We start from the raw sequence: 22,372 nt of genomic DNA, 5'->3' as shown, positions 1-22,372 counted from the left end.
ACACACTTAGGACCATGAAAATGAATGAACCGATAAAGAAGATACTTGGATTTGCCAGCCTCGGCACGGCAGGTGCCGTCGCCGTCCTTGCGATGAGCCTGAATGCCGCGCCTGCCGCGGCGCAGGAGGTCACGCTCTACAAGAACCCACAATGCGGATGTTGCGAGAGTTACGCGGACTATCTGCGCGAGAACGGTTTCACGGTGGAGGTGAAGCCGACCCACGATCTGGCGCAGATCAGCCGCGATGCGGGCATCCCGGATGACTTCCAAGGCTGCCACACAGGCTTTTTGGACGATTACGTCATCAGCGGCCACGTGCCGATTGATGTCGTCAACAGGCTGCTGGAAGAGCGCCCGGAAATTGCCGGTGTGACTCTTCCCGGCATGCCATTGGGGTCGCCGGGTATGGGCGGCGCGAAACAGGAGCCCTTCAAGATTTACACCGTCGAGGAAGGTGTGAGCCCGACCGTATATTCGGTCGAATGATCAATCGCGCGGTCTGGTGCGAACCCGTGCCAGACCGGTTTCAAGGGAAAACAAAGGATGGAATGCATGATGATGGACGGTGGAATGATGGGCGGCGGCATGATGATTGCGATGGGCCTCGTCTGGTTGCTGATCGTGGGTGTGCTGGTGCTCGCGGCGATCGCCTTGGTCAAATACATCCGCTCGGACAGCGGAAAATAGAGATGTGCCAGAATGCGGATTGAGGGTGCCAGCAGCGGCGACAGCCTGTTGTCGATGGGGTTGGTCTGGGCGCTTTGCGTCCTGCTTGTCCTGTCGTCGCTCGCGGCACTAATCGTCCTCTGTAGGTGGCTCGTAACAAGAAGGCGGAAACTCAGTGAAAAACACGATTAGGCTCTCGGCTGTCCTGCTCGCCACAACGGTTTTGCCCGTAGCGGCGCAGAGCGACGTGCTCATGGGCGAGCGCCTTTATCAAGAGAATTGTGCCAGTTGCCATGGGGCAAACCTGGAGGGGCAATCAGATTGGCGCACACGATTGCCGAACGGCAGGTTGCCTGCCCCGCCGCACGACGCCTCCGGCCATACCTGGCATCACCCCGACCGCGTATTGCTCGACATCGTGAAACGCGGACCGGCGGCGATTGTCGGGAACGGGTACGAAAGCGACATGCCCGGATATGAGGATGTGCTGACAGACGATGAGATCACGGCGATCATTGACTACATCAAGAGCACATGGCCCAACCGGATCCGCGCGTCGAAGGAAAGCCGATCCCTTGCCGATGAGCAGGCGCAGCCATGACGGAAGAGGTCGAGGGAAATGCCGACCCTGTGTCGCGACGTAGTATCTCCGGGTTCGTGCTGGTTCCGCTGATAGCTTTTGCCCTCATGGTCCTGTTCGGTTGGGGGCTTTTCAGGGGTGGCGACGACTTGCCGTCGGCACTTCTCGGCAAACCCGTGCCCGACTTCGCGCTGCCCCCGGTGCTCGGCCGAGAAGAAGGTCTTTCGACGCAGGACCTGATCGGACACGTGTCACTGGTGAACGTCTTCGCCTCGTGGTGTGTGCCCTGCCGTGCCGAACACCCGTTGTTCATGGAGTTGAGTGCAACCGGTGAGGTGCCGCTCTACGGAATCAACTACAAGGACCCGCCCGATCAGGCGCGCGCCTGGCTCGACGAGTTGGGTGATCCCTACGCGCGCATCGGGGCCGACATCAACGGACGCGCCGGTATCGAATGGGGCGTCTATGGCGTGCCCGAAACCTACGTCATCGCGCCCGACGGCATCATCGCCTACCGCCATGTTGGTCCGATCACACGAGCAATCCTGCAGGAAACGCTGCTGCCGATCGTCCGTGACCACAAAACCCAATCCGCCAAGGAGAAAACGCCATGAAAAATCTGAAACCGGCGCTGATCGCCTGGGCACTGTCCGTCGGCGCGGCTTTCGCGACACCGCAAGGGTTTGCACTTCACGACACCCCGAAGCCTGTCGCCAATGTGCGCTACGAGAAAGATGACGGCAGCCGCGGAGACATGGAAGATTTTCGCGGCAAAGTGATCCTCGTGAATGTCTGGGCAACCTGGTGCGTCCCCTGCCGCGAAGAGATGCCGACGCTCGATGCGCTTCAGGCGGAACTTGGCGGCGACGACTTCGAAGTGGTTGCCCTTTCCATCGACCGGGCCGGATCACAAATCGTTCGGCGTTTCTACGACGAGATCGGTGTCACCAATCTCAATATGTATGTCGACCAGACCATGCTTTCGATGACCGCGCTGCGCACCGTTGGCCTGCCGACGACGATCCTGATCGACGCGCAGGGGCGGGAGCTCGGGCGACTGGTCGGCCCGGCCGAATGGGATGATCCCGAGATGGTGTCCTTTTTGCGAAGCTTTATTGAATGAATCCTAGCAAAAGTCCACTGCTCACCCTTGACCTTCCAGTTACTGGAATGACTAGCTTTTAATCATCGAAAGGACTTTCTGGATGACCGAAATATCACCTTCCAACATTGCGGGTGCCGCCAACATCGAAAGCGCAGGAAATTGGCCCAGGTGGTTGACGCGCAGACGATTGCTGTTCGTCGGTGCGGCAACCGTGATGGGGGGCGGCATGGCCCTGAACTGGGGATGGCTCACCGCGATCGGGCTCGCGCCTGTTCTGGTCTCGCTGGCCCCCTGTGCCGCGATGTGCGGCCTGGGTCTGTGCATGAAGGGCGGGTCTGGAAAGGGATGCTCCAACTCGCCGGACGGGGCGTCTCCCGACTGAGTTCTTTCGATAACCACACGATCAACCCAAGGAGAAAACCATGAGAAAAACATTTACAACTTTCGTCGTTGCGACGGCCCTTACCGCAAGTGCATTTGCCGTCAGCGCCCAGGAACAGACCACGCCGGAAACGGGCGAAATGATGCAGAATGAGGGGGCCATGCAAGGCGGCATGATGGACGGCGACATGATGGGCATGATGAAGATGATGGCCGAAATGAAACCCATGATGGAAGCCTGCACCGAGATGATGGCGTCCATGACCGAGAATATGGACGGCGGCATGATGCCGTCGGAAAAGTCTGACGGCTAGATTTGCCCAAATGCCTGTCGGTCAACGGATCGGCAGGCATTTATTGTAAGGATACAAGAATTGACAGCACTGACACGGCGCGCCGCTTTAGCGATACTCGCGGCCACGATTTCGTCTCCGGCCTTCGCCAATCATCCGGGGGAAAACCTGGATGCGCGCATGTTCGAGATGGAGCCCTACTTCCAAGCCATCGATGCCGCGCAGGCTCCGGGTTTCGAGCTGCAGGATTCCGAGGGGAATCCCGTGCGCCTGTCGGATTTCAGCGACAAGGTGGTCATCCTTCATTTCATCTATGCCAACTGCCCGGATATCTGCCCGCTCCATGCGGAAAAGATCGCGGCGGTCCAGGCTTCGATCAACTACGGGCCGATGAAGGAGCTTGTGCAGTTCATCTCGATCACGACCGATCCTGTGAACGACACGCCAGACGTGTTGCGCGATTACTCGGACCGGCATGGGCTCGATCCAAGCAATTGGGTTATTCTAACCAAACGTCCCGATCAGACTGAAAATGCAACGCGCGTTCTGGCGCGGGACTATGGGCTGGAGTTCACGATGACCGCCGACAGCGACATGATGATGCACGGAGCGGTCACCCATGTCGTGGACATCGGCGGGCGGTTCGCTGCAAAATTCCATGGCATGGACTTCAAGAACGTGAACCTGATCCTCTATGTCAGCGAGTTGACCAACAACGCCCAGCATCGACGCCGGGAGCCCAGCTGGTGGGACCGGCTGACAGGTGTGTTTCAATGAGTGTCGTCGCGACTGGCGTCAGGCTGTCCTCGACAGACGGAATTTCCCTGACAGCTCTGCGTCGGTATTTTGCGGTGATCATCCCGGCCAACTTGATCTGGGAGTTCGCGCATATGCCGCTCTACACGATATGGAACGAGGGCACCTGGGGTGAGATTGTCTTCGCAGCCGTCCATTGCACGGGTGGTGATATCCTGATCGCCATGAGCGCGCTGATGCTTGCCCTCATGCTGTCGGGCTGGGGCTGGCCCCTGGTCGCCTCGACGCGGCGGTCTGTGACCGTCCTGACGGTGGTGTTCGGGCTCGGATACACGCTGTTCAGCGAATGGCTCAACATCGTGATCCGCGCCGCCTGGGCCTATTCGGACCTGATGCCAATCATTCCGGTCCTCGATGCGGGCCTGTCACCTGTGTTGCAATGGATCGTGGTCCCGCTGGTCGCGTTCTGGTGGGCCGTGTGGCCCTTCAGCACCGAGCGTGACGCGTGATGGACATCTCCGGCATCGGCATCTTCGCGGCCTTTCTGGCGGGGGCCATTTCGTTCCTGTCGCCTTGCGTCCTGCCGCTTGTGCCGGGCTATGTCTCGTACATCGCAGGGCAGCCGGATTTGCGCATGACGCGGTCGGTCGGCTTGCGGGCGCGCGCCGGGGCGCTCGGGTTGAGTGCCTGCTTTGTCTTGGGCTTTTCGACGGTCTTCGTCGCCCTCGGGGCCGGGGCCAGCGCGCTCGGATCCCTGCTGCTGACATGGCGCACCGAGCTGAACTATCTCGGCGGCGCGATCATCATTCTGTTCGGACTGGTCATGCTGGGTGTCTTTCGTCTCAATGCGTTCTCGCGCGATACCCGTTTCAATCTCGACATTCCCGGCGGTCGCCCGTTTGGGGCCTACGTGCTGGGACTGGCCTTCGCCTTTGGCTGGACACCTTGCATCGGACCGATCCTCGGCGCGATCCTGACACTCAGTTCGACCTCCGGCGGCATGTCGGACGGCATCTGGCTGCTGTCGATCTATTCCGCTGGTCTGGGGGTGCCTTTCCTGCTGGCTGCGCTGTTCACCGACGCCATCGCCGCGCGGGTAAGGCAGATCGGCAAGGCCGGTCGCTGGCTCTACAAGGGCGCGGGTGTTGCCATGATCATCATGGGAGTTGCCATCATGACCGGGCAACTGTCACGGTTTGCCTATTGGCTGCTGGGGACGTTTCCCTTTCTCGCGACGATCGGCTGACGAACCTCGAACCAGCTCTTGGCGTGATGGCTGATAAGTGGGGATCATCTCCCCCACTCAAAAAGGTCGTACACGCCGCGCCCCTATAGAGGTCGCGGGGCCGTCAGCCGATCAGGTAGACCCGGATCGGCATCCAGATACCCATGATCATCATCATCAGGTTCTCGGTGAGCGAGACGAACCCTAGTGGCACGTTGCTGTCCCCCCCGACGCAGGCGCATTTCAACTCGCGCTTGTCGATATAGACCGCCTTGAAGACCGAAACTGCACCGACCGTTCCGATGAAGAGGGCCACGGGAGCCGAAAGCCAGGTGAGCGCCCCGGCGACCATAAGGATGCCGGCGAAGGCCTCTCCGAAGGGATAAAGATAGCCGTAGCGCACCCAGCGGCGCGCCAGCAGGTCGTAATTCAGGAACATGGTCGAAAAGCTTTCGACGTCCTGAAGTTTCTGCACTGCAAGCAAGCACATCGAGATCGAGATGAACCATTCCAGCGCACGCAGGCTGAGGATGGTTCCAAAGCTGTACCACGACAGGCCGAGCGCCATCAGAAACGCGATGGCAAAGATCGCGATCACCGGCTGATAGGAGGTGTCCGAGCGCTCGCTTTCCGGCGCGTCGAGGCCGAAATGGACCCGCAGATCGTCGTAGCCGCCAATCCGCTTGTCGCCGATCCAGGTCTGCGGCGTGGTCTCGACCCCGTGCTTTTCCATGAAGGCATCGGTTTCCTCACGTGTCGTCAGGTGATGATCCTCGACCTCGTACCCTTCCCGTTCGAGCAGGTCTTTGGACTTGAGACCATAAGGGCAAAGATGATCCTGCATGACCATCCGGTAGAGTTGGGCTGATTTCGATGCGTCTTTCGGCATGGTGTTTCCTCCAGTTTCTGGTTCAGGCACCGCAACCGTAATATCCGCGATACCCTGCACGCAGACCGGACCCAAGTTCGAGAACGAGATCGGCGTCCTGCATTTCGCCACTATTTGCGTCCAATGTGCCGGTTCCGCTCGGCGCGCTCAACGCCACTGTCATGCCCTCCGTGCCCCAAGTGCTTCCGGCGTCGCCAGCCTCCAGCCGCACCAGATCGCCGCTGATCTTGGCGAGAGCTACACTCCCACCGTCGATGCGGCCCACCGCCAGCGCAGGCCTGCTTGTGGTGGTGTAGGTGAACGTGCACGCGGGGCCGCCGGGAAACATCTGAGCAATGTCCTCCGAAGTAAGAAATTCGAGGTCGAGAATGGCGACTTCCGGGGTTGATAGCGCCTCGTCGAGGCTCACGATCTGCGCCGGTCCGCTTTCTGACTGTGCCGGACTGTCACCGTTGGCGTCGATATCGTTCACCAGATAACGCATCTCGGCGATTTCCTTGTCCTGCGCATAGATGATCTCATCCGCCAGCTTGCGCACGCGCGGGTCCGAGATATCGGCGCGGCTGGAGGTCATGATCGCGATCGAGTGGTGCGGGATCATTGCCCGCATGTAGCTGGTGTCGCCCACCGTCACCTGGCTGCGGACCAGCCAAAGGGAGGCGGCAAAGACCACAGCGGCACCGATGAAGATGGCGGCGTTAGCCATCTTGCTGGAATACATCGACAGCATGAAGCCCAGCATGATGATCGCCATGGTGGCACCCATCAGGAGAGCCATGTAGGCCCGCGTTTCCGACCAGAACACATGCGTCCAGAGGTAGGTATTGAGATACATCAGACCGAACATGACGACGGTAGATGTGGCGATCATCGCGAAAAAGCGGCCATATGACATGAAGTTGTCCTCTCTCGAAATCGTGAAGTCTAAAGGTGGAACAACTTTCCCGCGCTGGAATGTTCCGAAATAGCTGCAGCCAGTCGCACCTTATGGGTGGCGCTGCCCGCTGCGGGACGTATCTAAGCCCGCTTAATCCGCTGCCCTGGCGGTCCGGGTCTTATCCTCTTCCATCGCCAGATCTGCGAGAATCGGACAATTAGGCCTGTGATCGCCAGCGCAGGCATCGACAAGGTGCGACAACGTCGCGCGCATCTCGGTCAGTTCTGCGATTTTCCGGTCGATCCGGTCGAGGTGTTCCTCGGCGATCTGCTTGACCTCCGCGCTGGCGCGGTCGGTATCGGCATAGAGTTTCAGCAGGCTCCGGCAGTCCTCGATGGTGAAGCCAAGCGCACGCGCTCGCCCGAGAAACGCCAACTTGTGGACGTCGCTCTGTCGAAAGCTGCGATAGCCGTTCGCGCTGCGCAGCGGCTCGACCAGCCCGATGTCCTCGTAGTAGCGGATGGTCTTCGCAGGAAGGCCGGACAGGTCGGCCACGTCTCCGATATTCATGATCGTCTTCTCCTTGTTTTCATTCAGCCGGAACGGGGGACAGGCGGGGGTCGGTCACGGCCTTCGCCGCCTCGTCCATCGCCGGGCGCACACGGCGCAGGCGCAGCGCGTTCGTCAGTACGAAGACCGAGCTGAGCGCCATCGCCCCCGCCGCCAGCACCGGCGACAGCAGCAGGCCCGACACCGGGTAAAGCGCCCCCGCCGCAACCGGGATCAGCGCGACATTGTAGCCGAAGGCCCAGAACAGGTTCTGGCGGATGTTGCGCATGGTGCGCCGCGATATTTCCAGCGCGTTGACCACGCCGCGCAGGTCGCCCGACATCAGCACCACGTCGGCGGATTCGATGGCGACGTCAGTGCCGGTGCCGATGGCGATGCCCACATCCGCATGGGCAAGCGCGGGCGCGTCGTTGATGCCGTCGCCGACGAAGGCGATATGCTGGCCCGTGCCACGCAGTTCATCCAGTGCCGCGACCTTGCCGTCCGGCAGCACGCCCGCGATCACGTGGTCGATGCCCGTCTCCCGCGCGATGGCTTCTGCCGTCTCGCGCTTGTCGCCGGTGATCATGGCGACCTTCAGGCCAAGATCGTGCAGCGCCCGGATGGCGGCCGCGCTGGACGGCTTCACCGGATCTGCCACGGCGATGACGGCGGCAACGCGTCCGTCGACGGCGGCGTAAAGCGCGGTACGGCCCTGTTCGGCCAGGCGGCGTTCCGCGTCCGCCAGCGCGCCGATGTCCAGCCCTTCGCGGGTCATCAGACGGTCGGCCCCCACCAGCACCTCGCGGCCCGCGACCTCGGCCCGGACACCGTGGCCGGTGATGGACGTGAATTTCTGCGCGTCGTGCCGGGCAACGCCCTCGGCCTCCGCCGCCCGCAGGATGGCCTCGGCGATGGGGTGTTCCGACCGCGCCTCGACCGCCGCGACCAGAGCCAGCACCTCGGCCCGTTCAAATCCTTCTGTTAGCACCAGATCGGTCAGTTCGGGACGTCCTTCGGTCACCGTGCCGGTCTTGTCCAGCGCGACCACATCGACGGTCGAAAGCGGTTGCAGGGCGTCACCCTTGCGGAACAGCACACCCATTTCGGCGGCACGGCCGGTGCCCACCATGATTGAGGTCGGCGTGGCCAGCCCCATCGCGCAGGGGCAGGCGATGATCAGCACGGACACACCCGCGACGAGCGCATAGGACAGGGCGGGCGATGGCCCGACCAGCAGCCAGACGATCACCGTCAGCAGCGCCAGCGCCATGACCGCGGGCACGAACCACAGGGTGATCCGATCCACCAGACCCTGGATGGGCAACTTGGCCCCCTGCGCCTCTTCGACCATACGGATGATTTGCGCCAGCGTCGTATCCGCCCCCACGCGCGTCGCGCGGAACTGGAAAGCACCGGTGCCGTTGACGGTCCCGCCGGTGACGGGATCGCCCACCGACTTGGCCACAGGCACCGGCTCGCCGGTGATCATGCTCTCGTCGACGCGGGCGCTGCCTTCGGTCACTTCGCCGTCCACGGCAATCCGCTCTCCGGGGCGCACGAGCAGGATGTCGCCCGCGGCGATGCGCTCGATGGCCACGTCCTCAGGCTCTCCGTCCACCAGCACGCAGGCGGTCTTGGCCTGAAGGCCCAGCAGCTTCTGGATCGCTGCGCCGGTGCGGCCCTTGGCGCGTGCCTCCAGCCAGCGGCCCAGCAGGATCAGAACGACGATCACCGCCGCCGCCTCGAAATAGACGGCGCGCGACCCTTCGGGCAGCAGCGCGGGCGCGAAAAGAGCGACCAGAGAATAGAGATAGGCGGCAGAGGTGCCGACCGCAACAAGGCTGTTCATGTCCGGCGCACGCTTGAGCAGGGCTGGAAACCCGCGCGTATAGAAGCTGCGCCCCGGCCAGAACAGGACCACGGTGGTCAGACCGAACTGGATCAGCCAGCTTGTCCGATGGCCGATCGTGTCGCCGATCAGACCATGCATGCCGGGGATCAGGTGCGCGCCCATTTCCAGCAGAAACACAGGCAGGGCGAGGGCCGCCGCCAGCGCGGTCCTGCGAGCCAGCGTCCGCGCCTCTTCATCCTTGCGGGCACTCGTGTCTTCCGGCGCGCTGTCCTGCGGCAAGGTCGCGGGATAGCCTGAGTCACCCGCCGCCTTCAGCAGGTCCGCAACCGCAACCGAGCCTTCGAGATACGTTACCGTCGCAGTTTCCGATGCCAGATTGACGTTCACGTCCAGCACGCCCGGCACCGCCGCCAGCGCCTTGTCCACCCGCCCAACGCAGGACGCACAAGACATGGAGGCCACGTTCAGGCGAATGCTCTGCGTACGGGCCGGATAGCCAATCTCTTCCAGCTTTTCGACGATGTTCGAAATGCGCCCTTGCGCGTCGATCTGCGCCTTGGCCGTCTCGCTGGCAAGGTTGACGTGAACGTCGCTGACACCCGGCAGGCCGGAAAGCCCACGCTCCACCCGCCCGACGCAAGAGGCGCAGGACATGTTCTGCAGGGAAAGTCGAAGGGTATGCGAATCCGACATGGGTGACTCCTGATCCTGGTCCTCCGAGAGATAAGGGTTCCATTCGCTGGAAGGTCAACAGATGCATCGAGGAATTTTTTCGGGCATTGACCTTCCCATAGGGGAACGACCTAGATGGCAGCAGTAAGAAGGAGATCGTGATGATCAGGTTCAGCGTGCCGGACATGAACTGCGGACATTGCACCGCGTCGATAGAGAAGGCCATTGTGACGATAGACCCACACGCGACTGTCACCTGTGACCTAACTGCGCGTTCCGTCGAGGTAGATAGCGCATTGGATGAAAACGCTCTGAAGGCAGCGATTCACGATGCGGGCTACGGATCGCAAAGACTGAGTTAGTCCCGGCACTCCCAGTCATTTCTGAAGTACTCACTACCATTTTCGCGTCTTCTGTCTGACTGGTGAACGTTGCTATGTATCTATTGCGCAACAGTTTTGAGCGCTCGCAGCGAGAATTCGCCTGCCTCGCTAGATTGTGCCAAACCTTCCCGCGCTGTAAGCGTTGACTAATTTGTCAAAACGTCCATGTTGCCGTTCATGAGAATGCGTGTCGCCACTTCGGTATGGGTGAAATTCCTCACTTGCTTCGCTTTTGCGTTGGCATTGGTTCTGTCTCCACCTTCTGCGGCACACGCGGCCTCAGGAATGCATGATGGTCAGCATTCTGGATCGATCAGCTCCCTTCTCAGCGAACCGACAGTTGGTCAGGGAACTGACATCCACGCCGACCACATGAAACACCCGGCGACAGTTGACGTGGATGACATATCCTCCGACATGGGTGAAACAGAGCATCAATCAACTCAGTGTTGTAACGGAATATGCATTTCTGTCGTCATTCCAGACGCAGACTTGGTATTCCCGGATCCTATTGCTGCGAAAGAATATATGATCCTGAGCGGTCAGGCGCATTCCGTCGAAACATCAGGGTTTCTGCGGCCCCCTCGATTCCTGATCTGAAACGGCGCCCAATCCGGGTGTGAGCCTTGCGCAGACTCTGCGTGAGACATCGTTCATCAATCAGGATACCTTCATGAAAATTCATCTACTCATGGGGGCTTCGGCCCTCGGGCTTGGCGCATGCGCCTATGAGCCTACCCCTTTGCCCTCCGTTGCGACACAACAGGCTGTCGTCAACGCGACCGTTTCGTCTCCGATCAACTATCAAGATCCATTGGCTGGCTACACCTATCGTGGTCCGACCGGCCCCCGTGATTGGCGGTCTGTCAATCAAGAGCAGACGGAGGGCAACTGATGCGGGTATCTAAGATTCCGCTGGTTCTTGGCTTTCCACTTTTCTTGGGTGCCTGCGCTACCGCAGTACCGGTAAGCTACACCGAACCGAAGGCCGGTTTTGCCAATGTGGCCAGCCAGATTACGCCAGCGATCGGCAAACGGACCGTGTTTGCGGAAACGCAGGCCGAAAACGAAGCTCTCAAGAAACAGGTGCACAGCATGGTGCATCGGAAGACGATCTCGGCCGATACGGCGGTTCAGGTTGCGCTGCTGAACAATAAGGGTCTGCAAGCGTCTTACGCCAATGTTGGCCTCTCGGCCGCTGAGGCTTGGCAGCAATCGACGCCGGAAAACCCGATCGTCTCAATTGGTGTCTTGGGAATCGGTGCGCCTGAACTCGGTGCCTACAGGGCGATCGAAGGGCTGATCCGGTCGAACGTCCTCGATGCCACCACGCGTAAACAGCGTATGGCCATTGCTGATGCAAGCTTCAGGCAGGCTCAGCTCAATGCCGTGAACGACACACTCGCACTGGCAAATCAGACGCGAAAGGCATGGGTCGATGCAGTCGCCGCCTTCGAGGCAGTGAGTTATCTGCGGCGCGCGAAAGCGACCTCTGACGCCGGCTCTGAACTGGCGATGAGGTTGGGCGAGACCGGCGCACTCAACAAAGCTGGGCAGGCCCGCGAACAGGCATTCAATGCCGAACTGGCGGGGCAACTTGCACAGGCACGATTGAACGCCACTCGGTCCAAGGAGGCTTTGACCAGGTTGATGGGTCTCTGGGGCACCGAAGTCGATTACTATGTGCCAGATGCCCTTCCTGCACTGCCGCGTTCTGTCGGCCGTGTGACCGACATCGAGGCCAAGGCGCTCCGAAACCGGGTGGATCTCCGTGTTGCCAAACTTGGCCTGGAAGCGCAGGCCAAGGCGTTTGGTCTGACCGACCAGACCCGCATTGTCAGCGATCTGGAGATCGTTGCGGGAGCCGAATTTGAGCGTGAAGTTGAAGGCAGTGGCGACATTGAAACCAAGACTTTGCCTCAGGTGGAAGTGGAGTTCGCGATCCCGATCTACGACACCGGCAAGGCCCGGATGCGCAAGGCGGAATTGTCTTATCTTCAAGCGGCCAACGTGCTCGCAGAGAAGGCCGTGAACGTCCGGTCTGAAGCGCGCGGTGCTGAAGCCTCTTATCATGCCGCATACAAAATCGCGCGCCACTACCGCGACGTTCTGGTGCCGCTACGCACGACCGTCGAAGAAGAGGGTTTGCTGTCCTACAACGGCATGATCACCAACACTTTCGAGCTGCTGACTGATGTGCGCGAGAAACTTGCCGCATCCCTGGAAGCGGCAAATGCAAAACGCGAATTCTATATGGCACAGGCCGATCTGACCGCCGCGATCTATGGCGGCGGCGAAGGCGGCGGTGGTGCTGGTGGAGAAGGCGCATCACTTGCCGCCGGTGGCGGCGCAGGACACTGAAAGGAACTGACATGTTGAACAGACGTCAATTACTCGGAGCCGGCGCCGCAGGTGCAACGCTGGTCTCTTCAAAAGCCTGGGGTCAAACCCTGAACATGGGCCTCCCCGAAGCCGCGCAGATGGACAGTGCGGCAACGGCGATTACGGCGCGTCCGTCGTCAGGGCCGGACTACACACCTGTGGTCACGCTGAACGGGTGGACCCTGCCGCACCGGATGAACAACGGGGTCAAGGAATTTCACCTCGTCGCCGAACCGGTAGAGCGCGAACTTGCAGACGGCATGATTGCGCATCTGTGGGGCTACAACGGCCAGTCCACCGGTCCAACGATCGAAGCAGTCGAAGGCGACCGGATCCGCATCTACGTCACCAACAAGCTGCCGGAAGGCACCACGGTGCATTGGCACGGGCTCATCCTGCCCTCGGGCATGGATGGGGTCTCCGGGTTGAGTCATCCCAGCATCCCGCCAGGGAAAACGTTTGTCTACGAATTCGACTTGGTGAAGTCCGGCACGTTCATGTACCACCCCCATGGCGACGAAATGACCCAGATGGCGATGGGGATGATGGGCATGTTCGTGGTCCACCCCAAGGACCCATCGTTTATGCCGGTGGATCGCGATTTTCTTATCATGCTGAATGCCTTTGACATCGATCCCGGCACATACGTGCCCCGCATCATGACGATGACGGACTTCAACCTGTGGACGTGGAACAGTCGGATCTTCCCCGACATCGATCCGCTGGTCGTGAACAAGGGCGACAAGGTGCGCGTACGCGTCGGCAACCTCACGATGACAAACCACCCGATCCACATGCACGGCTATGACTTCAAGGTCACCTGTACGGATGGCGGATGGGTGCCCGAGGCGGCGCAATGGCCAGAGGTCAGCATCGACATTCCCGTGGGCGCGATGCGCGCCTATGAGTTCGTCGCGGACCATCTGGGTGACTGGGCAATCCACTGCCACAAGTCGCACCACACGATGAATGCCATGGGTCACGATGTGCCGACGTTCATCGGGGTCAACAAGAAACCACTGACCCAGAAGATCCGTCAGTTCCAGCCGGAATACATGCCCATGGGCATGTCCGGCATGGGGGACATGGCGAAAATGGAAATGCCGCTGCCTGACAACACTATCCCCATGATGACGGGTTGGGGGCCCTACGGCCCCATCGAGATGGGCGGCATGTTTTCGGTCGTAAAGGTGCGGGACGGCATCGACGCGGACGATTACTCCGATCCCGGCTGGTACGAAAATCCTCCGGGCGAGATGGCCTACGAATGGACCGGCGAATTGCCCGAGTTTGCCTCGAACAACAGTCCCAAGACCATTCTCACACCAAAGCCAAACTCGAAGGGCTGAACGGCCCTTCGTCAACTCCAACCAAACCAACTTACAGGACAATGAAATGAGAAATCTTCTTTTGACGACAAGCTTCGCGTTGGTGCTTTCGGCACCAGCATTTGCCGCAGGCACACATGATGGCGGGCACGGTGAGACCAAGCCGACCGCCATGATGATCGGCATGCCGGGTGAAGCCGCCAATGTGGACCGCACAATTGATGTCACTCTGCTCGAAAACGACGAAGGCGAAATGCTGATCGAGAGCGAAGAGATGACCATCAAGGAGGGTGAAACCATCCGCTTCAACATCACGAACAAGGGTGAGCTGGAGCATGAATTCGTCCTTGATACAGTCGAGCGCAACGCCGAGCACAAGATCGAAATGGCCAAGATGGATATGGAACACGACGACCCGAACCGAATCCGTCTCGATGCGGGCGCTTCGGGTGAGGTCGTCTGGACGTTCGCGAATGCTGGTACGTTCGAAGCGGCGTGCCTAATTCCGGGTCACTACGAATCCGGCATGCACCGAGCGGTCTCAGTGGGGGACCAGATGGCTCAGGCTGACGTGGAATACACGAGCGGGACCATCAAGAAGATCGACGCCAAGGCCGGCAAGGTCACAATCATCCACGGCCCGCTGGTCAACCTCGACATGCCCGCGATGACCATGGTGTTCCGCGCCGACGAGGCAATGATGGCCAAGATGTCCGAAGGTCAGGACATCGAATTCGTCGCAGACCGCGTGAAGGGAAAACTGACCGTCACACAGATGAAGTGATGACAGTTAGTGGGGCCGGGGCAATCACCCCGGCCCCAACTTTTTGAGGCGTTACTCTGCAAGCAAGAATATCTCGTAAAATCAAGCGCTACGGAGGTAGCCGAGCATGATGAATTTCCTGAAAACCTGCACCACCGCCCTTATGCTCGTCTTTCCGGCTTTCTCAGTGAACGCTTCCAGTGGCAAAGGCCAGCAACCTCATGCGCGGGCCTTCGAAGTGCCTGGCCATAATCCGATCGGGAAACCCGGCGATGGCTCCACTTTCGACAGGTCGATCGAAATATCCATCAGGGAGACAGAAAGCGGATACATGCTTTTCGAGCCGGACGCGATCCAGATTGAAAAGGGATCGGTCGTTCGGTTTTTGATCGGCAATACGGGCGCTCTGGATCACGAGTTCTTTCTCGGCTCCTTTGACGAAATTGCGAAACATCAGCAGTGGATGCGCGAACACCCCGATATGCAACATGATCGCGCCAACTCGGTTTTGATCCCAAGTGGACAAAATGCCGAGCTGGTCTGGGAGTTCTCCGATATGACGAACCTGGAGTTCGTATGCTTGATACCCGGCCACCGGGAAGCGGGCATGTGGGGCGTCATCATCGTGCACGATCACCTTGCGCCGAAATCCAAGGGTTAGAATTTTTGATGTCACTCCTGGACAGGTATCACGTGCTTGTACACAACGTATCTGCCGCGTTCGGGTACGACTACAGCGATGCGACGCCAGACTGGGTTCACCCGTTCATTCATCTGATACTGGTCTTGGCACCAGCGCTGCTGATCACTGTCGGCTCATATCTTGCTATTCGCGGCATTCTCAAGCTTTGGAAGCGCCGTCACACCCCCACGTTCCACCCTGAACCCATACGGGGGCTTGAAGGCAGTCTTTTCAGCACGGTCCTGCGCTACTCCAGAAGGCAGCAGGCATTGATGATTGTAGTCAGCCTCATCGCGATGCCTATTCAATATTTGACCCTCGAACTGCCAAAGCAGATCGTAAACAACGCTTTGGATTCTGATCATTTCCCCGTTGCCGTTTTGGGACGAGACGTCGATCAGGTCGTTTTCCTAATGCTTCTCTGTGGTCTCTACCTTTTGGCGATCATCCTGAATGGGCTAAACAAATATGGCCTTAACGTGTTCAAGGGATATGTAGCTGAGCGTTTTTTGCGGCGCTTCCGGCTGCTGGTCTATCGGCAATGGCGCAGCGATCCCGACTCCCGAAACCAGAGCGAAATCGTCCCTATTCTCGCACAGGAAGTTGAGCCCATAGGTGGCTTCGCGGCAGATGTCCTCACGCTGCCAATCCTACAAGGTGGTACACTGTTGACGATCCTGTTTTTCATGTTCGTTCAGGACCCTGTGTTGGGTGCCGCCGCACTGACCGTGCTGCCAATCCAGCTCGTGCTGCTGCCCAAGCTACAGCGGCGAGTCAACGCCCTTTCACGTACAAGAATCAAGGAAGTCCGACAGCTCGGCAGACAGCTTAGCGAACAGCTGCATGAACGGCAGGTCAATCCGACCGGACTGCTACCGGCCGGAGCGAGTTTTAGAGAGCTTGAGCACGTCCGCAGGAAGATTTTCCGCCTGAAGTTCTTCATCAAGGCCCTCAACAATTTTCTAACCGCGCTGACCCCATTCCTGTTCTACTCATTGGGAGGATATTTCGTCATCGAAGGGCGTATTACACTCGGTGCCCTGGTGGCCGTCCTAGCCGCACACAAAGACTTCTCGGCACCGCTTAAAGAACTCTTCAATTACTATCAGACGCTGGAAGACACGCGGATCCGGTACCACGAAATCACGACCTTTTTCAACAAATCGATCCAGCAATCCGCAATTGTTCAAGCAGACAACACCATGCCGCAGGAGGTCAGTCAATTCGAGCAAGCCCAACTGAGATACCCGGCTTCGTCTCTAAAAAGGCAGGGGGCCATCGCAACATCACGAGAGAGTTTGATAGTATGAAATGGGCAGCGATATTTTTTGCTCTGGTCGCCGTCGCTGCAGCAGTATGGTTCATTGTGCAACCGAGCCACACTCGGACGGGCGCCCAGAGGCAGGACAGCATCGCGCTTCCCGCGGGTGCTCTCGCTACTGTCAAGCTACCAAACAGTTTCACAGAGCAGGAGCAAATCGGCGCAAGCGCTTATGATGCGGTCTGTTCCGCTTGCCATGGCCGAAACGCGCAGGGCCAAGATGGCGTCGCTCCTCCGCTTGTTCACAAGATCTATGAACCCAGCCACCACGGCGACATGGCGTTTGTCCTCGCAGCGCAGAATGGAGTTCGGGCGCACCACTGGGAATTTGGCAACATGCCAGCGGTTGAAGCCGTGACGCGCTCAGACATCCTTGCTATCGTGGCGTACATTCGAGCTTTGCAGCGGGCCAACGGAATTGACTAAGCATTTTCGTCGGTCAAAAGAATGGGAGTTGGCGCACGGTCAATCAGCATTTGGTTTGCCACAGAAAAGCAATAACGGTGGGAAAATTCTGTTCATGATTAAATATTCTGCTGCGTCGACTCTGATCCTTGGTGCATTGTTCGCTTCGTCCACCGCATCATACGCGGAGGAAACCGGATTATTCAGATTGACCGACCGCGGATCACCTGTTGGCATCAATGCTCGCGAACCATCACTCGCACCCTTGTCGGATGGCAGGGTTTTGCTGAGCTGGACCGAAGAAAGCGGAACCGAAGCGGAAGTTCGCATGGCCATCCTCAACGGCAGTGAGTGGTCGGACGTCCGCACAATTAATGTATCGTCAAAGACTTACATCAACTGGGCCGACTTCCCTTCGGTAGTGGCGCTTGCTGGTGGCGGTTTGGCGGCACAATGGCTAGGGTCAGGATGCATTGATTTCAGTTGCGCTGCGTGATTCACGCCTCCGAAAACGGAGCGATGACATGAGCGATCTCTTCTGGCTGACCGACGCGCAGATGGCACGTTTGGCTCCCTTCTTTCCCAAGTCACACGGGAAGCCCCGGGTTGATGACAAGCGAGTGCTGAGCGGGATTATCTTCATCAATCGCAATGGCTTGCGTTGGCGTGACGCTCCTGCTGCATATGGTCCTCACAAAACACTTTACAGCCGCTGGAAGCGTTGGAGCGAAAAGGGGATCTTCGCGCGGATGATGGCCGGACTGGCGGCGGAACACGGTGAGAAGACGACCGTGATGATCGACGCGACACACCTCAAGGCTCACCGAACGGCGACCAGCATGGCCGTCAAAAAGGGGGGCGTGGTCGCCTGATTGGTCGCACCAAGGGCGGCATGAACACCAAGCTGCACGCCATCTGCGACAGTCAGGGACGACCGATCGACCTGTTCGTCACCGCTGGACAGGTCAGCGACTACATCGGCGCACGGGCGCTGCTCGGTGGCCTGCCAAACGTCAAATGGCTACCCGGGGATCGCGGCTATGATGCTGACTGGTTCAGAGAAGCGTTGCAGGACAAGGGGATACGTGCCTGCATCCCAGGACGGAAGAAACGCAAGACGCCGGTCAAATATGACAAGCGGAGATACAAACGGCGTAACCGCATCGAAATCATGTTCGGCAGGCTCAAGGACTGGCGGCGCGTCGCGACCCGCTATGACCGATGCCCCAAGGTGTTCCTCTCAGCCATCGCCCTCGCGGCTCTCGTCATTTACTGGTTATGAATCCTGACCCTAGCGCAAGATTTCACCATAGAAATCTTCCTCTATCACCTCCCTGCGGAAGATTTCCTGGCGGCGCCGGCATAGCCGGTGCCGCCAGCGTTTGGTCGATAATCCAAGAAGAGTTCGCCGGTATCCTTCATGGCGACACTTTGCGGACGAAACCCATCATCGCCCTGACCAGCTTTGCCCGGCTCTGTCGTCTCCAGCACTTGTTGGTAGTCGTAAGCCGCGGCTCGCGCATCATCTCTGATCCGGCCCGACGTTTCGTTCAGACAGTTCAGATAATCCTCGACCTCGCTGAAGTAGCGCCGAAACTCCGCCCGTACCTCAGCACCGGAAAGCCCGGCATCGAGAAGGTGTGCAGCCTCTGGCCTGATAGGCTCGATACACAGTTCTTGGGCCGTCCCAGAAACCGTGAGAGCAGCCACGATGGCCGCCGATAAGATGAGCGGTTTCATCAGCGCCTCCTGCTCCGTTCATTCAGCCCGATCAGGCTTCCCATGATGTTCAAAGAACCGGTCCGCTGCGCCCGCACCATACCGCGCAGATACGCCCCTGCCGAAAGGATGGTGATCTCCGGATCGGCAACCTTGGCATCGGTGATCAGAACACAAAGCATCGCTGCATCCTCCTCAAGCACGCCCACGGCCTCATCCCAGGCAGATTGGTGGATACCCAACTCAGGTAGACGCTTCTGCGCGGCGATCACGAAGGAATGGAAATCCAGCCTGCCGCGCTTCTGTCGCTCGATGTCGAGCCACATCTTCATCTCTTCGGAACAAAGGCCGTACAGACGGTCACAGCCAAGTTTCTGAATGAATTTGGACTTGTGCGCCTCGCTGGCCACCCCATCCTGTCTTTCTAAGCAACGGACGCGGCCGCTAGGCTGCGGCCCAGAAACGGTGGATCGCGTGGGCTTGCCCACGCTCCGCGTATCGTTATGGTCGTTACAAGGTACTTCGTTAGAATCTTGAGTTGTATCTTGTATATGAGAGCGCTCGTTGTCGAGCGATCGATCATGCGTTTCGTGCAGCAAGTTAGACGCAGAAATCGTCAGCGCTTCGGCTTCAGCCTCGTGGTTCTGAAGCTCTTCGAGCGACATCCGATGAAGCGCCTGGCCTGACGGCCACCCTGCGAAATTCTGATGGATGCGCTCGACCTCTGCTGCCAGCCTATGACACCCGACCAGCTCGCGCAGGATACCTTTTAGGTGCCGCTTATGCGAGCTGCGCTGCCCTCGCAGGCGGGCATGAGCCCTGCGATCTGCCTCGATCTCGTCGCGCAGAGACAGAAACTCTTCGACGCGCGCGATCGCCACGCCGAAGAAGACGCCGCAACCGGAGAAGCCGGACCGCGCCCCATTGGCCATGGTCCGCTTCTCGATGAGCCCCGCGCGGACAAGCGCCGCCTCGTGTTGCCGGATACGACAGGCCGTGACGCCACGCTTGTGCGCGATCTCGTTCTGGCTGAGGTAACAGCAGGGTTCATCTACGCCGCACTTGAACGCGCTCGGCCTGGTCGACGCAATCATGGTGCGAAAGGTCATCATCGCGGCAGCACCGACGCCAAGGCAGGAAGCAACCGCGTCCACAAGCGCGACAAAGCCGTCACGCTCCATGCCGCGTGGAAGCGTTGGTTTGACGGCCTCGCACCGTCGGGCAGGCAAAGATTGGGGTACATGCATCTCTTCGTTCCTCGTTCGTCTGAAGCGAGGCGGCGGCAGGCAAACGTCTACAGGTCGCAAAAATGCGTTTTGACTTGCCTGCAAGGTTGGGAAGCTGATAGGCTAAATCATGATTACGGATGATTACGGGCTTGCCGGCCCTAAGTCCCTCAGCCCCCGTGGAAGGTTGCCGCCTTCGCGGGGGTTTTACGCTCTAAAGTCCTTGCTGCTCCTCTTTGTCACGGCCTTCCTGGCCGCATTCTTGCGCCCTTGGCGTACCCAGCATCGGCGATGCCAGCACCTGCGGTGATCAGTAATTCACCTGCTCGTAGCCATAGTTTCCCTGGTAGTCGGTCCACTCGATGAAGACGGCCCTCCGGTAGAGGCTCGGACAGCTTTCGCCCCAACTGGTGAGACCTTCGAATGCGTCCGGCAGTGACGTCACCGACCCGCTGTACCAGCTGAAGTCGCCCTGCACCCCATATGTGCCGACGCGGACCTTTTCGCTTTGGCGACAGTCGCCATCACCGCTTTCTCGTTGCCGGGCATACTCTACGTTGTAGACGCGGATGGAGCGAACGAAGTCATACTCAGCCCCGCTGATGTCGACATCGGCCACGCCGTTGTCATCGGCATAATCCGCGATCAGGGACAGCATCTCGTCCCGCTCCGACCTCGGGGGAAGCACCCCCTCGACAACTGCCGAGAATGGCGGCGGAGCCGAAGGTCTAGGCCTGCCGAACGCCTCATGAAGGAGCGGCAAAGCCCTCTCATCTTCAGGTGGGCGGTAGCCCACGCCCAAGGGGCAATTCCAGATCTGCAGGGGCGGCTCCACCGGCCAGGGCGTGATCCTGCTGATGAAGACAGATCGCGCCTCGTTGCACTCGGTGCTTCCGGGCCAGCCTCCCGCCAGACAGATCAGGATCGCGCAGTCTACTTGGTAAGCTTGCGCAGCGGGAGGTGCCGCCAGGAGTAAGCTCGTACAGGTCAGGGCGGTCGCGGCACCGCGCTTCATCGCGTGTCCAAAATATAACAAACCTTCTGGCTCCCTCGGAACTTCACTCGGCATGTCCCCGCCGTCGCTCCGCTCTCGGGATGGTCACAGCTGGGTGATCATCCTATAGCCGAGGGAGGCAAGGATAGCGCCAAACTTCCAGAGGAAGCGCTATTTGTCAAATACGCTTGATGTCACCTAGGCGCTTGTATCAGCTATAGGCGAATTTATGTCTTTTGGCGCTTTTTTCAAATTTGGGCTTTAACGTTGAAAAAAGTCGTGATTCAAGGATACGCAGCACCTGTCCAGAAAATCCCAACGACAGGTGTCAGCCAATGTGGAACCCACGCGTGATTACGACTGATGCAGTGCAAAACTTCCTCGAGAAGGGTGGCAAGCTCGACTACCGCCCGATTCACACCCCAAAAGGATGGAACTGGGAGCTCTGGGCTGTTCAGACGAACGGCGCGGCCAGCCCGGTCATTTCCTCGAAGACTGGCGAAGCCCGCGTCTTCAAGTCTTCCGACGCGCTGGTCAGCTTCCACATGCGCATCTTCCCCGACGCCGAAGGCGTCTGGGTGCCTGCCCCGAAATCTGGACAAGACGAAGACACCGAGTGATCGCCTCGGCGCTGCGCGCTGGCTGATCCTCCGACCGCTCTGCGGTTCTCTCCTCTCCCTCTCGATCCTTTCCGCATTCACCGTCGGCTCACCGCGCCTTGCGCTGGCTGAGCCCATGAATGCCACCGCGTTCCGGGCCGTCGCCGAAAACTGCGCGCCCGGTGTCGCCCCCTCCATCATGGAAAAGCTCGTCGCCGCCGAAAGCGGCTTCAACCCGTTCGCCATCGGCGTAAACGGACCGGATCGGGCGTCCTATGCGCCGCGCTCCGCCAATGAGGCCGCACAGATCGCCGCCCGCTTGATTGCCGAGGGCAAGTCCATCGACATGGGCCTCGGGCAAATCAACAGCGCCAACCTGTCCTGGCTCGGGCTGACGCCTGCCACCGTGTTCGATGCCTGCCGCAATCTGACGGCGGCGGAAACCGTGCTGCGCGACGGCTATGACCGGGCGCGCGATGCCGGAGCGGACCAAACGCAGGCCCTGTACCAGGCGCTTTCTTCCTACAACACCGGCTCTTTCACGCGTGGTTTCCACAACGGCTATGTGGCCCGCGTGCTGGGAGAGGGGTCCGTGACCGCCCCCTCGTACGACAAGCGGTCACCCTCCCTGAGCGACGACAAGGACAGCGCGAAACGATGGGACGTGTTCGGCGCGGCCACCGGATCGAACGCCTTGGTTTTCCAATAGAAGGACGCAAC

General features: G+C 59.5%; 30 protein-coding genes. 23 read left to right on the top strand and 7 right to left on the bottom strand.

The genetic code is table 11. The features are described from left to right. Window positions 1–20: 20 nt before the first annotated feature. From QO033_RS20625 to QO033_RS20580, 10 genes are all read left to right on the top strand, one after another. The gene (locus QO033_RS20625) at window positions 21–488 is read left to right on the top strand and encodes a DUF411 domain-containing protein (protein ID WP_203595078.1); all 468 of its coding nucleotides are present in this window, start codon (window positions 21–23) and stop codon (window positions 486–488) included. 66 nt (window positions 489–554) lie between these two features. Further along, window positions 555–689: a hypothetical protein gene (locus QO033_RS20620; protein ID WP_009503829.1), complete on the top strand. Its 135-nt coding sequence runs from the start codon at window positions 555–557 to the stop codon at window positions 687–689. A gap of 202 nt (window positions 690–891) precedes the next feature. After that, window positions 892–1,269 carry a c-type cytochrome gene (locus tag QO033_RS20615; protein ID WP_370741355.1) on the top strand — a complete coding sequence of 126 codons (378 nt, stop codon included), beginning with the start codon at window positions 892–894 and terminating at the stop codon, window positions 1,267–1,269. Beyond that, window positions 1,266–1,862: a DsbE family thiol:disulfide interchange protein gene (locus QO033_RS20610; protein WP_100161026.1), complete on the top strand. Its 597-nt coding sequence runs from the start codon at window positions 1,266–1,268 to the stop codon at window positions 1,860–1,862. The genes QO033_RS20615 and QO033_RS20610 overlap by 4 nt, the downstream gene beginning before the upstream one ends. Further along, on the top strand, window positions 1,859–2,371 hold the full coding sequence (locus QO033_RS20605) for a TlpA family protein disulfide reductase (protein WP_100161027.1): 513 nt from the start codon (window positions 1,859–1,861) through the stop codon (window positions 2,369–2,371). Before QO033_RS20610 ends, QO033_RS20605 begins: the two co-directional genes overlap by 4 nt. A gap of 82 nt (window positions 2,372–2,453) precedes the next feature. Further along, a complete protein-coding gene (locus QO033_RS20600; protein WP_068286437.1) occupies window positions 2,454–2,735 on the top strand; it encodes a hypothetical protein in 282 nt (93 codons plus the stop codon). A 40-nt stretch (window positions 2,736–2,775) separates the two neighbouring features. Beyond that, window positions 2,776–3,048, top strand: coding sequence for a hypothetical protein (locus QO033_RS20595; protein WP_100161028.1), 273 nt, complete (start codon window positions 2,776–2,778; stop codon window positions 3,046–3,048). 60 nt (window positions 3,049–3,108) lie between these two features. After that, a complete protein-coding gene (locus QO033_RS20590) occupies window positions 3,109–3,804 on the top strand; it encodes an SCO family protein (RefSeq protein ID WP_240620838.1) in 696 nt (231 codons plus the stop codon). Continuing rightward, the gene (locus tag QO033_RS20585) at window positions 3,801–4,292 is read left to right on the top strand and encodes a hypothetical protein (RefSeq protein ID WP_089852003.1); all 492 of its coding nucleotides are present in this window, start codon (window positions 3,801–3,803) and stop codon (window positions 4,290–4,292) included. Before QO033_RS20590 ends, QO033_RS20585 begins: the two co-directional genes overlap by 4 nt. Continuing rightward, window positions 4,292–5,029, top strand: a complete 738-nt coding sequence (locus tag QO033_RS20580; protein ID WP_089852005.1) for a cytochrome c biogenesis CcdA family protein — start codon at window positions 4,292–4,294, stop codon at window positions 5,027–5,029. Before QO033_RS20585 ends, QO033_RS20580 begins: the two co-directional genes overlap by 1 nt. A gap of 103 nt (window positions 5,030–5,132) precedes the next feature. On the opposite strand, the gene QO033_RS20575 is transcribed toward QO033_RS20580, so the two are convergent. The 4 genes from QO033_RS20575 to QO033_RS20560 form a co-directional block, all read right to left on the bottom strand. Continuing rightward, window positions 5,133–5,897, bottom strand: a complete 765-nt coding sequence (locus QO033_RS20575; protein WP_205964851.1) for a MauE/DoxX family redox-associated membrane protein — start codon at window positions 5,895–5,897, stop codon at window positions 5,133–5,135. 22 nt (window positions 5,898–5,919) lie between these two features. Beyond that, window positions 5,920–6,792: a DUF305 domain-containing protein gene (locus tag QO033_RS20570; protein WP_100161031.1), complete on the bottom strand. Its 873-nt coding sequence runs from the start codon at window positions 6,790–6,792 to the stop codon at window positions 5,920–5,922. A 132-nt stretch (window positions 6,793–6,924) separates the two neighbouring features. Next, window positions 6,925–7,344 (bottom strand): Cu(I)-responsive transcriptional regulator, encoded by a 420-nt coding sequence (cueR, locus tag QO033_RS20565; protein WP_037941731.1) that lies wholly within the window; start codon window positions 7,342–7,344, stop codon window positions 6,925–6,927. A 19-nt stretch (window positions 7,345–7,363) separates the two neighbouring features. Further along, complete coding sequence (locus QO033_RS20560) at window positions 7,364–9,871, bottom strand: heavy metal translocating P-type ATPase (protein ID WP_284482811.1); 2,508 nt, start codon at window positions 9,869–9,871, stop codon at window positions 7,364–7,366. A gap of 140 nt (window positions 9,872–10,011) precedes the next feature. Between QO033_RS20560 and QO033_RS20555 the strand changes: the two genes are divergently transcribed. From QO033_RS20555 to QO033_RS20505, 11 genes are all read left to right on the top strand, one after another. Beyond that, on the top strand, window positions 10,012–10,212 hold the full coding sequence (locus tag QO033_RS20555; RefSeq protein WP_100161033.1) for a heavy-metal-associated domain-containing protein: 201 nt from the start codon (window positions 10,012–10,014) through the stop codon (window positions 10,210–10,212). 204 nt (window positions 10,213–10,416) lie between these two features. Then, window positions 10,417–10,833: a hypothetical protein gene (locus tag QO033_RS20550; protein ID WP_284482810.1), complete on the top strand. Its 417-nt coding sequence runs from the start codon at window positions 10,417–10,419 to the stop codon at window positions 10,831–10,833. A gap of 73 nt (window positions 10,834–10,906) precedes the next feature. Further along, the gene (locus QO033_RS20545; protein ID WP_284482809.1) at window positions 10,907–11,128 is read left to right on the top strand and encodes a putative periplasmic lipoprotein; all 222 of its coding nucleotides are present in this window, start codon (window positions 10,907–10,909) and stop codon (window positions 11,126–11,128) included. Further along, a complete protein-coding gene (locus QO033_RS20540; RefSeq protein WP_100161034.1) occupies window positions 11,128–12,594 on the top strand; it encodes a TolC family protein in 1,467 nt (488 codons plus the stop codon). Before QO033_RS20545 ends, QO033_RS20540 begins: the two co-directional genes overlap by 1 nt. An 11-nt stretch (window positions 12,595–12,605) precedes the next feature. Beyond that, window positions 12,606–13,964 (top strand): multicopper oxidase family protein, encoded by a 1,359-nt coding sequence (locus tag QO033_RS20535; RefSeq protein WP_100161035.1) that lies wholly within the window; start codon window positions 12,606–12,608, stop codon window positions 13,962–13,964. Between the two features lie 46 nt (window positions 13,965–14,010). Further along, window positions 14,011–14,727, top strand: a complete 717-nt coding sequence (locus tag QO033_RS20530; protein ID WP_100161036.1) for a copper-binding protein — start codon at window positions 14,011–14,013, stop codon at window positions 14,725–14,727. A 106-nt stretch (window positions 14,728–14,833) separates the two neighbouring features. Continuing rightward, complete coding sequence (locus QO033_RS20525) at window positions 14,834–15,367, top strand: cupredoxin domain-containing protein (protein WP_100161037.1); 534 nt, start codon at window positions 14,834–14,836, stop codon at window positions 15,365–15,367. A gap of 8 nt (window positions 15,368–15,375) precedes the next feature. Further along, window positions 15,376–16,698, top strand: a complete 1,323-nt coding sequence (locus tag QO033_RS20520; RefSeq protein WP_284482808.1) for an ABC transporter transmembrane domain-containing protein — start codon at window positions 15,376–15,378, stop codon at window positions 16,696–16,698. Beyond that, a complete protein-coding gene (locus QO033_RS20515) occupies window positions 16,695–17,135 on the top strand; it encodes a c-type cytochrome (RefSeq protein ID WP_284482807.1) in 441 nt (146 codons plus the stop codon). The genes QO033_RS20520 and QO033_RS20515 overlap by 4 nt, the downstream gene beginning before the upstream one ends. 28 nt (window positions 17,136–17,163) lie before the next feature. Next, window positions 17,164–17,610: a hypothetical protein gene (locus QO033_RS20510; RefSeq protein WP_240620839.1), complete on the top strand. Its 447-nt coding sequence runs from the start codon at window positions 17,164–17,166 to the stop codon at window positions 17,608–17,610. 28 nt (window positions 17,611–17,638) lie between these two features. Beyond that, window positions 17,639–18,396, top strand: a protein-coding gene (locus QO033_RS20505) for an IS5 family transposase (RefSeq protein ID WP_284482806.1) whose coding sequence is annotated in 2 segments (ribosomal slippage) — window positions 17,639–17,960 and window positions 17,960–18,396 — 759 coding nt in all. Because the reading frame shifts where the segments join, the coding sequence is not laid out codon by codon here. Between the two features lie 44 nt (window positions 18,397–18,440). Here QO033_RS20505 and QO033_RS20500 read toward each other — a convergent pair. The 3 genes from QO033_RS20500 to QO033_RS20490 all read right to left on the bottom strand — a co-directional run bounded on the left by QO033_RS20500 (window position 18,441) and on the right by QO033_RS20490 (window position 20,717). After that, complete coding sequence (locus QO033_RS20500; RefSeq protein WP_100161041.1) at window positions 18,441–18,854, bottom strand: hypothetical protein; 414 nt, start codon at window positions 18,852–18,854, stop codon at window positions 18,441–18,443. Then, window positions 18,854–20,080, bottom strand: coding sequence for a replication initiation protein RepC (repC, locus tag QO033_RS20495; protein WP_100161042.1), 1,227 nt, complete (start codon window positions 20,078–20,080; stop codon window positions 18,854–18,856). Before repC ends, QO033_RS20500 begins: the two co-directional genes overlap by 1 nt. Before the next feature lie 289 nt (window positions 20,081–20,369). Further along, window positions 20,370–20,717 (bottom strand): hypothetical protein, encoded by a 348-nt coding sequence (locus tag QO033_RS20490; RefSeq protein ID WP_240620840.1) that lies wholly within the window; start codon window positions 20,715–20,717, stop codon window positions 20,370–20,372. A 686-nt stretch (window positions 20,718–21,403) separates the two neighbouring features. On the opposite strand from QO033_RS20490, the gene QO033_RS20485 reads away from it, so the two are divergent. Next, window positions 21,404–21,673 (top strand): hypothetical protein, encoded by a 270-nt coding sequence (locus QO033_RS20485; RefSeq protein ID WP_133119769.1) that lies wholly within the window; start codon window positions 21,404–21,406, stop codon window positions 21,671–21,673. Between the two features lie 115 nt (window positions 21,674–21,788). Continuing rightward, entirely contained in the window at window positions 21,789–22,361 is a 573-nt protein-coding gene (locus QO033_RS20480; RefSeq protein WP_100161044.1) for a lytic transglycosylase domain-containing protein, read from the top strand. Window positions 22,362–22,372: the final 11 nt, after the last annotated feature.

Source organism: Pseudodonghicola flavimaris, from assembly GCF_030164425.1.
GTDB classification, from domain to species: Bacteria; Pseudomonadota; Alphaproteobacteria; order Rhodobacterales; family Rhodobacteraceae; genus Pseudodonghicola; species Pseudodonghicola flavimaris.
Note: the sequence above shows the minus strand (reverse complement) of the source record. Positions and strands in the feature narration are given on the sequence as shown.

Bases quoted from the DNA above. Each gene is read 5' to 3' on its own strand.
- QO033_RS20625 (WP_203595078.1), top strand. From the start codon at position 21: ATGAATGAACCGATAAAGAAGATACTTGGATTTGCCAGCCTCGGCACG.
- QO033_RS20620 (WP_009503829.1), top strand. From the start codon at position 555: ATGATGATGGACGGTGGAATGATGGGCGGCGGCATGATGATTGCGATG.
- QO033_RS20610 (WP_100161026.1), top strand. From the start codon at position 1,266: ATGACGGAAGAGGTCGAGGGAAATGCCGACCCTGTGTCGCGACGTAGT.
- QO033_RS20605 (WP_100161027.1), top strand. From the start codon at position 1,859: ATGAAAAATCTGAAACCGGCGCTGATCGCCTGGGCACTGTCCGTCGGC.
- QO033_RS20600 (WP_068286437.1), top strand. From the start codon at position 2,454: ATGACCGAAATATCACCTTCCAACATTGCGGGTGCCGCCAACATCGAA.
- QO033_RS20595 (WP_100161028.1), top strand. From the start codon at position 2,776: ATGAGAAAAACATTTACAACTTTCGTCGTTGCGACGGCCCTTACCGCA.
- QO033_RS20585 (WP_089852003.1), top strand. From the start codon at position 3,801: ATGAGTGTCGTCGCGACTGGCGTCAGGCTGTCCTCGACAGACGGAATT.
- QO033_RS20580 (WP_089852005.1), top strand. From the start codon at position 4,292: ATGGACATCTCCGGCATCGGCATCTTCGCGGCCTTTCTGGCGGGGGCC.
- QO033_RS20575 (WP_205964851.1), bottom strand. From the start codon at position 5,897: ATGCCGAAAGACGCATCGAAATCAGCCCAACTCTACCGGATGGTCATG.
- QO033_RS20570 (WP_100161031.1), bottom strand. From the start codon at position 6,792: ATGTCATATGGCCGCTTTTTCGCGATGATCGCCACATCTACCGTCGTC.
- cueR (WP_037941731.1), bottom strand. From the start codon at position 7,344: ATGAATATCGGAGACGTGGCCGACCTGTCCGGCCTTCCTGCGAAGACC.
- QO033_RS20560 (WP_284482811.1), bottom strand. From the start codon at position 9,871: ATGTCGGATTCGCATACCCTTCGACTTTCCCTGCAGAACATGTCCTGC.
- QO033_RS20555 (WP_100161033.1), top strand. From the start codon at position 10,012: ATGATCAGGTTCAGCGTGCCGGACATGAACTGCGGACATTGCACCGCG.
- QO033_RS20550 (WP_284482810.1), top strand. From the start codon at position 10,417: ATGCGTGTCGCCACTTCGGTATGGGTGAAATTCCTCACTTGCTTCGCT.
- QO033_RS20545 (WP_284482809.1), top strand. From the start codon at position 10,907: ATGAAAATTCATCTACTCATGGGGGCTTCGGCCCTCGGGCTTGGCGCA.
- QO033_RS20540 (WP_100161034.1), top strand. From the start codon at position 11,128: ATGCGGGTATCTAAGATTCCGCTGGTTCTTGGCTTTCCACTTTTCTTG.
- QO033_RS20535 (WP_100161035.1), top strand. From the start codon at position 12,606: ATGTTGAACAGACGTCAATTACTCGGAGCCGGCGCCGCAGGTGCAACG.
- QO033_RS20530 (WP_100161036.1), top strand. From the start codon at position 14,011: ATGAGAAATCTTCTTTTGACGACAAGCTTCGCGTTGGTGCTTTCGGCA.
- QO033_RS20525 (WP_100161037.1), top strand. From the start codon at position 14,834: ATGATGAATTTCCTGAAAACCTGCACCACCGCCCTTATGCTCGTCTTT.
- QO033_RS20520 (WP_284482808.1), top strand. From the start codon at position 15,376: ATGTCACTCCTGGACAGGTATCACGTGCTTGTACACAACGTATCTGCC.
- QO033_RS20515 (WP_284482807.1), top strand. From the start codon at position 16,695: ATGAAATGGGCAGCGATATTTTTTGCTCTGGTCGCCGTCGCTGCAGCA.
- QO033_RS20500 (WP_100161041.1), bottom strand. From the start codon at position 18,854: ATGAAACCGCTCATCTTATCGGCGGCCATCGTGGCTGCTCTCACGGTT.
- repC (WP_100161042.1), bottom strand. From the start codon at position 20,080: ATGCATGTACCCCAATCTTTGCCTGCCCGACGGTGCGAGGCCGTCAAA.
- QO033_RS20490 (WP_240620840.1), bottom strand. From the start codon at position 20,717: ATGCTGTCCCTGATCGCGGATTATGCCGATGACAACGGCGTGGCCGAT.
- QO033_RS20480 (WP_100161044.1), top strand. From the start codon at position 21,789: ATGAATGCCACCGCGTTCCGGGCCGTCGCCGAAAACTGCGCGCCCGGT.